This window comes from Achromobacter ruhlandii (genome assembly GCF_002082135.1).
Classification (GTDB): Bacteria; Pseudomonadota; Gammaproteobacteria; order Burkholderiales; family Burkholderiaceae_B; genus Achromobacter; species Achromobacter ruhlandii.
In genome coordinates, this window is sequence record NZ_CP017433.1 from 3,424,977 (window position 1) to 3,436,168 (window position 11,192).

The following is an 11,192-nucleotide window of genomic DNA, read 5'->3' on the forward strand; positions in this document are numbered from 1 at the left end:
ATTCGCCGGCGGTGGGCGGCCTGACGCCCTTCTCCACCGTGGACTGGCCGGGCACGCTGGCCGCCGTCGTCTTCATCGCCGGCTGTCCCTGGCGCTGCCACTACTGCCACAACCCCGAATTGCAGACGCGCAACGCGCGCTACGACTGGCGCGACGTGCGCGCGTTCCTGGACAACCGCCAGGGCCTGCTCGACGCGGTGGTGTTCTCGGGCGGCGAACCGCTCAGCGAGCCGCGCCTGCCGTCGATGATCCGCGAGGCGCGGCGCATGGGATACCGCATCGGCCTGCACACCGCCGGCATCTATCCGCTGCGCCTGGCCGACGTGCTGCGCTATCTGGACTGGGTCGGCCTGGACATCAAGGCCGATGCGCAGGGCTATGACGACATCACGGGCCGGCGCGATTCGCACCGGTCGGCGCAGGCCTGCATGACGCAACTGCTGACGGCGGGCGTGGATTTCGAATGCCGCATCACCTGGCATCCCGACTGGCTCGACGAGACCCGGCTGCTGGGCCTGGCGCGCGAACTGGCGCGGCGCGGCGTCAAGCGCTTCGCGGTGCAAGGCGCGCGCAGTTGCCCCAGCACCCCGCCGGCGCGGCTGCTGGGCGCGCAGGCGCAGGCCTTGCTGCGCGGCTGGTTCGAGGAATTCGCCTACCGCTGAGCGCCGCCGCGCCCCAGGCGCGCCGCCAGCGCGGCGTGAAAGCGCGGCGACGCCACCGCGCCCACATTGCAGCGCGACCAGGGCGAGGCCGCCGTCGGATCGACGCTGAACACGCGGCCCGGCGCCATGATGACCTTCTCCGGCATCAGGTCCTCGGCCAGCGCCAGCGAATTGTCGATGCCGGGAAACGCCGCCCACAGATAGAGCGAGCGGGTGGGCCGCGTGTAGACCGTCGCGCCCAGCGAATCCAGCACCCGCAGCGCGTCGCCGGTGGCCGCTTCCAGCCGCTGGCGCAGGCGCACCAGGTGGCGTTCGTAGTGGCCGTCGCGCAGCATCACGTCGACCATGCGCTCGCAGTATTCCGAACTGCTGACGTGCACCAGCGCCTTCAGGTCCGCCAGGTCGCTGGCCAGGCCCGCGCCGCAGGCGATGAAGCCGACCCGCAGCGCCGCCGAGAACGACTTCGAGAAACTGCCGATGTAGACCGTGCGTTCCAGTTGATCCAGCGCCGACAGCCGCACCGCCGAGGTCGGCTTGAAGTCGGCCAGCGGATCGTTCTCGACCACGATCAGATTGTGGCGCTCGGCCAGTTGCAGCAGTTTGTAGGCCTTGGCCGGCGAAATGTCGGAACCGGTGGGATTGTGCGCCAGCGACTGCGTGAAAAAGAGGCGCGGCTTCTCGCGCTGCAGCAACGCCTCCAGCGCCGCCAGATCCGGGCCGTCCGACAGGCGCGGCACGCCCAGCATGCGCACGCCGGCCAGCTTGAGCTTGCCGAACAGCGGGTAGTAGCCCGGATCGTCCACCAGCGCCGCCGCGCCCGGCGGCAGGAAGTAGCGGATCACCAGGTCCATGGCCTCGTTGGCGCCGTGCGTCAGCACCAGCTGCGACGGCGCCGCGCTGATGCCGACGTCGCCCAGCTTGCGCACCAGGCTCTCGCGCAGCGGCGCGTAGCCGAAGCGGCTGCCATAGCGGAACAGCGTGCCCAGGCCGGTGCGCACCACCTTCTGGTGATAGCGGTCCATGCGCATGTCGGCCAGCCATTCCACCGGCGGGAAGCCGTCGCCGGCGGCGATGGCGTCGGGCTGCGTCTTGAGCTGCTCGCGCATCAGCCAGACGATGTCCATGGCGCGGCTCAACTGCCCCGGCTCTTCGTCGGCGGCGCGCCGCGCCGGCCCGGTGTCGAGCACGTAGAAGCCCGAGCCGCGACGCGGCTCCACCAGCCCGCGCGCCACCAGCATCTCGAACGCCACCACCACGGTGTTCTTGGCGTAGCGATGCAATTGCGCCAGCTCGCGCAGCGACGGCAATTTATCGCCCGGGCGATAGACGCCCTCGGCGATCTGGCGCCCGATCAGGCGCGCCAGGCTTTCGGCGATGGGCGCGGCGCGCGGGGCGCGGCCCGGGGAGTTGTCGGCGTCCACGGCGTGGTTTCCAGCGGCAAAAAGTCGAAAATTGGTGCAGTGCGATGGTACTGTTCGTCCAAACTGTACCTCTGAATGCCGGTACAGTTTACCTAGAATCCGGTCACCCAATTCCTAGATTTCCAGATGGAGACACATGCCATGGTGGCCGATTCACGCCTGCCCAACTTCCGCGCCCTCACCCCCGCCCAACGCCTCGCCGCCATCGCCGACGCGGCCGGCCTGACGCCCGAGGAACGCCAGCAACTGGCCGAGCCGGGCGCGCTCGGCCTGGAGCGCGCCGACGGCATGATCGAGAACGTCATCGGCGCCTTCGAGCTGCCGCTGGGCGTGGCCGGCAACTTCCAGGTCAATGGCCGCGACGTGCTGGTGCCGATGGCGGTGGAAGAACCGTCGGTGGTGGCCGCGGCCTCGTTCATGGCCAAGCTGGCGCGCGAGAACGGCGGCTTCGAGACCTCCAGCACCCGGCCGCTGATGCGCGCCCAGGTGCAGGTGCTGGGCCTGACCGATCCGCACGGCGCGCGCGTCGCCCTGCTGCGCGAGCGCGAGCGCATCGTCAAGCTGGCCAACAGCCGCGACCAGGTGCTGATCGGCCTGGGCGGCGGCTGCCAGGACATCGAGGCGCACGTGTTCACCGACACGCCGCGCGGCCCGATGCTGGTGCTGCACCTGATCGTCGACGTGCGCGACGCCATGGGCGCCAACACCGTCAACACCATGGCCGAGGCCGTGGCGCCGCTGGTCGAGGAGATCACCGGTGGCACGGTGCGGCTGCGCATCCTGTCGAACCTGGCCGACCTGCGCCTGTCGCGGGCCCGCGTGCGCCTGACGCCGCGGACCCTCGACACCAAGGACCGCAGCGGCGCCGAGATCATCGAGGGCGTGCTGGATGCCTACGTGTTCGCCGCCACCGACCCGTACCGCGCCGCCACCCACAACAAGGGCATCATGAACGGCATCGACCCGGTCATCGTCGCCACCGGCAACGACTGGCGCGCGGTCGAGGCCGGCGCCCATGCCTACGCCTGCCGCGACGGCCGCTACACCTCGCTGACCCATTGGGAAAAGGACGCCAGCGGCGCCCTGGTCGGCACGCTGGAAATGCCGATGCCGGTGGGCCTGGTGGGCGGCGCCACCAAGACCCATCCGCTGGCGCGGCTGGCGCTCAAGATCATGGCGGTGCGCTCGGCCCAGGAGCTGGGCGAGATCGCCGTGGCCGTGGGCCTGGCGCAGAACCTGGGCGCGCTGCGGGCGCTGGCCACCGAAGGCATCCAGCGCGGCCACATGGCGCTGCACGCGCGCAACATCGCGCTGACCGTGGGCGCGGTGGGCGCCGAGGTCGACCAATTGGCCAAACGCATGGCCGAAGAAAAGGACGTGCGCGCCGACCGCGCGCTGGCGCTGCTGGAGGAACTGCGGAAACCGGCCTGACGGCGCGGCACGGCCGGCGCACGCACGCCGGCCGCACAAGAACAGAGGCGGCGCCGGGAACCTCCCGCGCCGCCCGTCCATCAAGGAGACAGACATGGAAAGAGACAGCAAGGCGTCCGCCGGACGCCTGGCCGAAGTATGGAACGACACGGTCGACCTGCGCCACCTGGCGTGGGCCATCGCCATCGGCATCGCCGTCAGCGTGGCGGGCTTCTACGCCGCCAGCGGCTGGCTGCGCGACAAGGTCGCCTCGCCCGAGCTGGCGCACGCCTACGCCATGCTGGCCGGCCTGGCCGGCTGCGTGCTGGCGGGCGTGATCTGCGCCCGCCTGTTCCCGCCCAAGCGCGAAGTGGTCGAGCACAGCGCCTCGCACGATCCGGCCTGGCGCGCCGAGGTGCTGGCCGAACTGGCCGCGCAACCGGGCGGCCTGGGCACGCTGGCGGACCTGCCGCCGGCGGTGGTCAAGGAACTGAAGGAACTGGACCTGTACGAGCTGTTCGCCGCGCCCGCCGCGGCGCAGGCGCCGCAGGCCCAGCCGCGCAACGTGCGTGAAGAGGTGCCGGCATGAGCGATCCCGTGTTGCTTGAACAGATCATGGTGGCCGCCGGCATGGGCCTCCTGGGCGCGGTGGTGTTCGCCGCCATCGGCCTGGTGTCCGGCACCGACGAGACCACCACGCTGGCGCCGCTGACGCTGCTGGTGGTGCTGCTGGGCGTGCCGCCCGCCGGCGTCTTCACCTTCTTCCTGGCCGGCGCGGTGGCCAAGCACATGACCCACGCGGTGCCGACGGCGCTACTGGGCATCCCCGGCGACACGCTCGCCACGCCGCTGCTGCAGGACGCCAACATGCTGCGCAAGCTCGGCGTGCCGCACATCGCGCTGCGCAAGATGGTGTCGGGCGCCATCGTCGCCGCTTTCGTGGCGGTGCCGCTGGCGGTGCTGTTCGCCGTGCTGCTGGCGCCGTTCGGCGGCGCCATCACCAAGTCGGCGCCGTGGATCTTCCTGGCCGCGGCGGTGCTGATCGCCTATTTCTCGGCCGGCCGCTGGGCCGCGGTGGCGCTGCTGGTGCCGTTCGTGGTGGTGATCGTGGCGCTGCAGAGCCTGACCGCCAAATACGGCGTCAAGCTCAGCATCAGCTACTTCCTGGGCATCGCCATCGGCCCGCTGATCGCGGACCTGTTCACCGTGATCGCGCCGCAGGGCCGCGCCAAAATGATGCGCGACAAGGTGCGCACGTTCTCGCTGGCGCCGGACGTCAAGGGCTGGTCGGGCTACTTCCCCAACCCGCTCAAGGTGATGGACCGCATCCAGACCCGCTGGACCCTGGCCACCGCCACCATCTCCAGCGCCACCTTCGTGTTCAGCCCGGTGGCGATGACGGTGGTGCTGGGCGAACTGGTGGGCTCGCGCGTCAAGCACGCCTATCATCGCCTGACCACGGTGCTGAGCGCGCGCAACGGCGTCACCGAGGCGACCTACATCGCCGAGGCCCTGATCCCGCTGATCGCTTTCGGCCTGCCGCTCAGCCCGGTGGCCGCCGGGCCGGCCGCGCCGCTGTTCAACGCGCCGCCGCGCTTCACGGTGGACGCGGCCAGCGGCGAAACGCACAACCTGCACAACCTGCTGAACCACTGGGAGTTCCTCGGCTACGGCATGCTGGCGGTGCTGCTGGCGGCGATCGTGTCGTATCCGTTCGCCATGAACTTCGCCCGCCGCGCCGCGCTGTTCGTGTCGCGCAAGGTCAGCCACGAGGCCATCATCGCCACCTTCGTCGGCCTGATCATCGTGATCAGCGTGTGGGAAGGCCAGTTCCTGGGCCTGCTGGTGATCCTGACCATGGGCCTGTTCGGCGGCCTGCTGTCGCGCCTGTTCGGGTTCAATACCGGCGTGCAGTTCATGGGCTACTACACGGCCGTGCTGACGGTGCCGGCGCTGGTCAAGCTGGTGGCGTAAGGCCACCATTGGCCAGGGGCGGAGCCCGCCGGCTCCGCCCCTTTTTTGTCTGCCCGGCCGGGCCACGCCCCTGCCGCGTTCCCTCTCCCCGCTTTCACCCGCCCGCTTGATTCCGCGCAAGGCGGCGCGTCATGCCTTGCTCTAGCCTCGAAGCCACTGTTCCCAATAAAGGCTTCCATTTCATGACGTGGTTCAAATCCCTCACTCTCGCCGGACGCGAATTGCTGCCCATTGTCCAGGGCGGCATGGGCGTCGGCGTATCCGCCCATCGCCTGGCCGGCGCGGTCGCCAGCCAGAACGCGGTCGGCACCATCGCCAGTGTGGACTTGCGCCATCACCATCCCGACCTGATCGAGCAGACCGAGGACTGCCGCGACCGTGAACAGATCGACAGCGCCAACCGCGTCGCGCTGGACCGCGAAGTGCGCGCCGCGCTCGACACCGCGCAGGGGCGCGGCGTGGTGGCCGTCAACGTCATGAAGGCCGTGCGCGACCATCCCGCCCTGGTGCGCCAGGCCTGCGAAAGCGGCGCCCAGGCCATCGTCATGGGCGCCGGCCTGCCGCTGGACCTGCCCGACATGACCGCCGACTATCCCAAGGTGGCGCTGGTCCCCATCCTGTCGGAAGCGCGCGGCGTGGCCGCCGTGCTGAAAAAGTGGATGAAGAAAGGCCGCATGGCCGACGCCGTGGTCATCGAACACCCCGGCTACGCCGGCGGCCACCTGGGCGCCGCGCGTCTGGACGACATCCACGACGAACGCTTCGACTTCAAGCGCGTGCTGGCCGAATGCCGCCAGTTGTTCCAGGACCTGCAACTGGGCCGCGACGCCCCGCGCCTGATCGTGGCCGGCGGCGTCGGCAGCCACGAGCAGGTGCGCCACTGGCTCGGCCACGGCGCCGACGGCGTGCAAGTGGGCACGGCTTTCGCCGTGACCGAGGAAGGCGACGCCCACGAGAACTTCAAGCGCGTGCTGATGGAAGCCGACCCCGACAAGCTGGCCGAATTCACCAGCGTGGCCGGCCTGCCGGCGCGCGCCGTGCCGACGCCGTGGCTGACGCGCTACCTGCGCCAGGAAAAGACCCTGCAGGACAGCACCCGCTGCGACGCGCGCCGTTGCAGCCAGCGCATGGACTGCCTGACGCAATGCGGCCTGCGCGACGGCATCGCGCGCTTCGGCCAGTTCTGCATCGACCTGAAGCTGGCCGCCGCCATGCGCGGCGAAGTCAGCCGCGGCCTGTTCTTCCGCGGCGCGTCGAAGCTGCCGTTCGGCGACGCCATGCGCAGCGTGCGCGAGCTGATGGACTATCTGCTGAACGGCAGGATGCCGGCGGCCGCCTGACGGCGGCACGCCAGCGCCAGGACCCGGCGGCGCGCGGGCGGCTGACGCCGCATCAGCGCGCCGCCGGCAGGTTGAATTCGAACACCGCGCCCGGCTCCGGCCGTTGCACCAGCCGGATATCGCTGTGATGCAGCTTCAGGATGCGGTGCACGATCACCAGCCCCAGCCCGCCGCCATCGCGCGGGCCGTCCGCCAGCACCGAGGCGCGGGTGAACAGGCCGGCGCGCAAGGCGTCGGGAATGCCGGCGCCATTGTCGCTGACCCGCACCTGCACGCCGTCGCGCGCCTGCCGCAGGCGTAGCTCGATGCATCCGCCCGGCGCCGTATGGCGGATGGCGTTGTCCAGCAGATTGGTGAGCACCCGCTCGATCATGCCCAGGTCGGCGCGCACCGGCGGCAGCTCCTGGTCAATCGCCGTGGTCAGCCGCTGCTGGCGCGCCTCGGCGGCCAATTCGAATTTCTGGATCACGTCCTGCGCCAGCTCGGGCAGCGAGAAGGTCTCGGGTTCCAGCCGCACCAGCCCGGATTCCAGCCGCGCCAGCTCGAACAGTTCCTGCGCCAGCCGGCCGACCTTGCGGCTCTGCGCCAGGGCGATGTCCAGGTAACGGCGGCGCTCGGCCGCGTCCAGCGTCTCGTCCTTCAACCGCAGGGTCTCCAGGTAGCCGTGCAGCGAGGTCAGCGGCGTGCGCAGGTCGTGCGAAATGTTCGCCACCAGGTCGCGCCGCTGCTGGTCCTGGCGCGTCAGCTCGCGCCATTGCTCGGTGATGCGGCGGCCCATCTGCACGAAGCTGCGGCGCAGCACCGAGATCTCGTCGCCGCTGGCATCGGTGGCGTCGGCCGGCTTTTCCAGCGCCGCCAACGCGCGGCCATCGTCATCGCCAAAGGCCCGCACCGCGCGCGTCAGGCCGCGCAGCGGCCGCGTGATCAGGCCGTACGCCGCCAGTCCCGACACCAGGCCCAGCAGGGCCACCAGCGCAATCGACCACAGGGTGGTGCGCAGCACCGCGCTGCGCGACGCGGCCATCGCCAGCGCGTCATGCGCCTGGCCTTGCAGCACCACATAGACATAGCCCTCGTCGCGCCCCGCCACCCGCACCGGCGCGGCCGAAAATACCTTGGCCGTATCCAGGTGGCGCGGATCGTCGCCCTCGATCGGCAGCGCCGCGCCCGCCAGGAAACGGCGCACCGGCGCCAGGTCGACCCGGTCGCGCTTGATCTGGCCGGGCGGCGCCGCATCGCCCACGATGCGGCCGTCGTTGTCCAGCAGGTAGACCTCGACCGCCGGATTCACCATCATCAGCATCGAGAACAGCGAACGCACCGCGTCCGGCTTCCAGCCGTTGGCGTCCATCAGTTCGTTGGTGCCGGCGATATGCTGCGCCAGGCCGCTGGACAGGCGCTGCACCACTTCCTGCTCGTAACGCACGTTGGCCGAGATCTGCAGCCAGGCCGACGCGCCGCAACACGCCAGCAGCAACAGCGCGAACACGGCCGACAGGCGCTGGGTCAGGGTCAGGCGCTTCATGACGCGGACTCCGCCGGCGCGCCGGGCGCGGCCGCGAACTTGTAGCCGCGCCCCCAGACCGTCAGGATGCGCTGCGGATTGGACGGATCGGCCTCGATCTTGGTGCGCAGCCGGTTGATGTGGGTGTTGACGGTGTGCTCGTAGCCTTCGTGCTGGTAGCCCCAGACCTGGTTCAGCAGGTCCAGCCGCGAGAACACCTTGTCCGGGTTGCGGGCGAAGAAATGCAGCAGGTCGAATTCGCGCGGCGTCAGTTCCAGCCGGCGCTCGTCGACCGAGGCGGTGCGGGCAATGGGGTCGATGGCCACGCCGTGCTGGCGCAGGCTGCCGGCGTCGATGCGGGCATTGCGCTCCAGCGCCTCGGTGCGGCGCAGCAGCGCCCGCACCCGCGCCACCAGTTCCAGCATCGAGAACGGCTTGGCCAGGTAGTCGTCGGCGCCCAGTTCCAGGCCGAGGATGCGGTGCACCTCGCTGGAGCGGGCGCTGGTGATGATGATGGGGGTATAGCGCGTCATGGCGCGGGCGCGCTTGCAGATCTCCAGGCCGTCGATGCCCGGCAGCATCAGGTCCAGCACCAGGGCGTCCCAGCCGCCCTCCTCCAGCCGGCGCATGCCTTCGTTGCCGTCGGCCGCGTGCTCGACCGCGTAGCCCTCGTCACGCAGGTGCAGGCGCAGCAATTCGGCGATGTGGGCGTCGTCTTCGACGATCAGGACGCGGCGAGGCGTATCCATAGGGGCTCGGTCAGGGGTGGAAATCAGGGTAAGCCGACCGCCAGCGGCCGGCAACGCCGGGCGCGGACGATCCGCCCCCGGTAGCGCTATTGTCGCCAATCCATGGCCGGCGAGTTATCACATTTATTTTAAGTTTGCGTGAGGACTTCGATATCGGCGCCGGGGAAGAATGGCTCCAACGACAACAACCGCCTCCCCGAGGAGCCCCGCCATGATGGCCACGCCCGCCACCCCAGACGCCCCCGCCGCCCCGGCGCCCGACAGCCGCGGCCCGGTCCATCCCGGCTGGCTGCGCATCGTGCATTGGCTCAATGCGCTGGCCGTGGTCATTATGGTGACCAGCGGCTGGCGCGTCTATAACGCCGCGCCGTTCTTCGACTTCACCTTTCCCAACGGCGCCACTCTGGGCGGCTGGCTGGGCGGCGCGCTGCAATGGCACTTCGCCGGCATGTGGCTGCTGCTGGTCAACGGCCTGCTCTACCTGGGCCTGAACCTGACCACCGGCCGCCTGTGGCGCAAGTTCTTCCCGGTCGGCCCGCGCGGCGTCGCCCGCGACTTGGTCGCCGCCCTGCGCGGCAAGCTGTCGCATGCCGACCCGCGCCACTATAACCAGGTGCAGCGGCTGGCCTACCTGTTCGTCATCGCGGATATCACGGTGCTGGTTCTGTCCGGCCTGGTGCTGTGGAAGTCGGTGCAGTTCGACACGCTGCGCACGCTGCTGGGCGGCTATGAATTCGCGCGCCGCATCCATTTCTTCGCCATGGCGCTGCTGGTGGCGTTCGTGGCGGTCCACCTGGTCATGGTGGCGCTGGTGCCGCGCAGCCTGATCGCCATGATCCGCGGCAAATAAGGAGCCCAACGTGAGCGCAAAACGACGCCTGTCGCTGCTGGGCCTGGACGGCCCCGCCATCCTGAAGGAAGCCGTGAAGATCCTGGACAAGCGGGTCGAGGCGCCCTCGCGCCGCGCCTTCCTGCGCCGCGGCCTGACGCTGGGCGGGCTGGCGATGCTGTCCGGCTGCACGCTGTCCGACGATGAAAACGTGGAGAAGGCGCTGACCGCCGTGTCGCGCTTCAACGACCGCGTGCAAGGCTGGATCTTCGACCCGAACAAACTGGCCCCCACCTACCCGGAATCCATGATCACCCGCCCGTTCCCGTTCAATGCCTATTACGGCATCGACGAGGTGCGGCAGGTCGAGGAAGAGAGCTTCCGGCTGGAAGTCACCGGCATGGTGGCGGACAAGCGCCGCTGGCGGCTGGAAGAGCTGCGCGCCATGGCGCAGATCGACCAGGTCACGCGCCACATCTGCGTCGAGGGCTGGAGCGCCATCGGCAAATGGGGCGGCGTACCGTTCTCGACCTTCCTGAAGCGCGTGGGCGCCGACCTGACCGCGAAATATGTGGGATTCAAGTGTGCCGATGACTACTACACCAGCATCGACATGCCGACCGCGTTGCATCCGCAGACGATCCTGGCGCTGACCTACGACGGCAAGACCCTGCCGCCGGAGTACGGCTTCCCGATGAAGCTGCGGATGCCCACCAAGCTTGGCTACAAGAACCCCAAGCACATCCAGGCGATTTTCGTCACCAACACCTACCCGGGCGGTTACTGGGAGGACCAGGGCTACAACTGGTTCGGCGGCAGCTAGGTGGTTTTCACTTTTTTTCCCACCACGACACACCAGAGGAACGCATCATGAAGACACTCACCACCGCCGCATTCTCGCTGTGCCTGGCCTTTGGCGCGGTCACCGCGCACGCGGCCGACGACATGTCCAAGGACGGCATGGCCAAGAGCGGCATGTCGAAGGATGGCATGTCCAAGGATGGCATGGCGAAGGACGGCATGTCCAAGGACGGCATGTCGAAGAACTCCATGTCCAAGGACGGCATGTCGCACGACGGCATGAAGAAGGACGGCATGGCCAAGGATGGCATGTCGAAAGATGGCATGTCGAAGGATGGGATGTCCAAGGACGGCATGTCCAAGGGCGGCTCCATGAGCAAGGACAGCATGGGCAAGTAAGCCCGCCCGCCAACCGCCCCGCGGGCGCCGCCCCGGCCGCGCCGCGCGCGGGCCCGCTTTCCCAAGGAGCCCCCATGAGACTGACACGCAGGCATTTCCTGGG

General features: G+C 69.4%; 10 protein-coding genes and 2 pseudogenes. 8 read left to right on the forward strand and 4 right to left on the reverse strand.

The annotated features are described in order from the left end of the window. On the forward strand, nucleotides 1-662 hold a 662-nt coding region (locus AruCF_RS15390), incomplete at its 5' end, for an anaerobic ribonucleoside-triphosphate reductase activating protein (protein ID WP_254431133.1). Here the strand turns inward: AruCF_RS15390 and AruCF_RS15395 are convergent. Continuing rightward, nucleotides 653-2,083 (reverse strand): aminotransferase-like domain-containing protein, encoded by a 1,431-nt coding sequence (locus AruCF_RS15395; protein ID WP_049074070.1) that lies wholly within the window; start codon nucleotides 2,081-2,083, stop codon nucleotides 653-655. The genes AruCF_RS15390 and AruCF_RS15395 overlap by 10 nt on opposite strands. A gap of 141 nt (nucleotides 2,084-2,224) precedes the next feature. Here AruCF_RS15395 and AruCF_RS15400 point away from each other — a divergent pair, with 141 nt between their 5' ends. From AruCF_RS15400 to AruCF_RS15415, 4 genes are all read left to right on the forward strand, one after another. Next, complete coding sequence (locus AruCF_RS15400) at nucleotides 2,225-3,514, forward strand: hydroxymethylglutaryl-CoA reductase, degradative (protein WP_049074072.1); 1,290 nt, start codon at nucleotides 2,225-2,227, stop codon at nucleotides 3,512-3,514. A 94-nt stretch (nucleotides 3,515-3,608) separates the two neighbouring features. Beyond that, nucleotides 3,609-4,082: a hypothetical protein gene (locus tag AruCF_RS15405; protein WP_049074074.1), complete on the forward strand. Its 474-nt coding sequence runs from the start codon at nucleotides 3,609-3,611 to the stop codon at nucleotides 4,080-4,082. Further along, entirely contained in the window at nucleotides 4,079-5,467 is a 1,389-nt protein-coding gene (locus AruCF_RS15410) for a tripartite tricarboxylate transporter permease (protein ID WP_049074076.1), read from the forward strand. The genes AruCF_RS15405 and AruCF_RS15410 overlap by 4 nt, the downstream gene beginning before the upstream one ends. Before the next feature lie 182 nt (nucleotides 5,468-5,649). Continuing rightward, entirely contained in the window at nucleotides 5,650-6,807 is a 1,158-nt protein-coding gene (locus AruCF_RS15415) for an NAD(P)H-dependent flavin oxidoreductase (protein ID WP_049074078.1), read from the forward strand. Nucleotides 6,808-6,859: 52 nt separating this feature from the next. On the opposite strand, the gene AruCF_RS15420 is transcribed toward AruCF_RS15415, so the two are convergent. Continuing rightward, entirely contained in the window at nucleotides 6,860-8,332 is a 1,473-nt protein-coding gene (locus AruCF_RS15420; RefSeq protein ID WP_083036799.1) for a sensor histidine kinase, read from the reverse strand. Then, nucleotides 8,329-9,060, reverse strand: a complete 732-nt coding sequence (locus AruCF_RS15425; protein ID WP_049074082.1) for a response regulator transcription factor — start codon at nucleotides 9,058-9,060, stop codon at nucleotides 8,329-8,331. Before AruCF_RS15425 ends, AruCF_RS15420 begins: the two co-directional genes overlap by 4 nt. A gap of 211 nt (nucleotides 9,061-9,271) precedes the next feature. On the opposite strand from AruCF_RS15425, the gene AruCF_RS15430 reads away from it, so the two are divergent. From AruCF_RS15430 to AruCF_RS15440, 3 genes and pseudogenes are all read left to right on the forward strand, one after another. Further along, entirely contained in the window at nucleotides 9,272-9,910 is a 639-nt protein-coding gene (locus AruCF_RS15430; protein WP_049074083.1) for a cytochrome b/b6 domain-containing protein, read from the forward strand. A 10-nt stretch (nucleotides 9,911-9,920) separates the two neighbouring features. Then, nucleotides 9,921-10,712 (forward strand): molybdopterin-dependent oxidoreductase, encoded by a 792-nt coding sequence (locus tag AruCF_RS15435; protein ID WP_049074085.1) that lies wholly within the window; start codon nucleotides 9,921-9,923, stop codon nucleotides 10,710-10,712. A gap of 47 nt (nucleotides 10,713-10,759) precedes the next feature. Then, nucleotides 10,760-10,975, forward strand: a pseudogene (locus AruCF_RS15440) (pentapeptide MXKDX repeat protein); the annotation flags it as partial. Here the strand turns inward: AruCF_RS15440 and AruCF_RS30245 are convergent. Further along, a pseudogene (locus AruCF_RS30245) lies at nucleotides 10,907-11,176 on the reverse strand (hypothetical protein); the annotation flags it as partial. The pseudogenes AruCF_RS15440 and AruCF_RS30245 sit on opposite strands and share 69 nt — an antisense overlap. Between the last annotated feature and the right edge of the window lie 16 nt (nucleotides 11,177-11,192).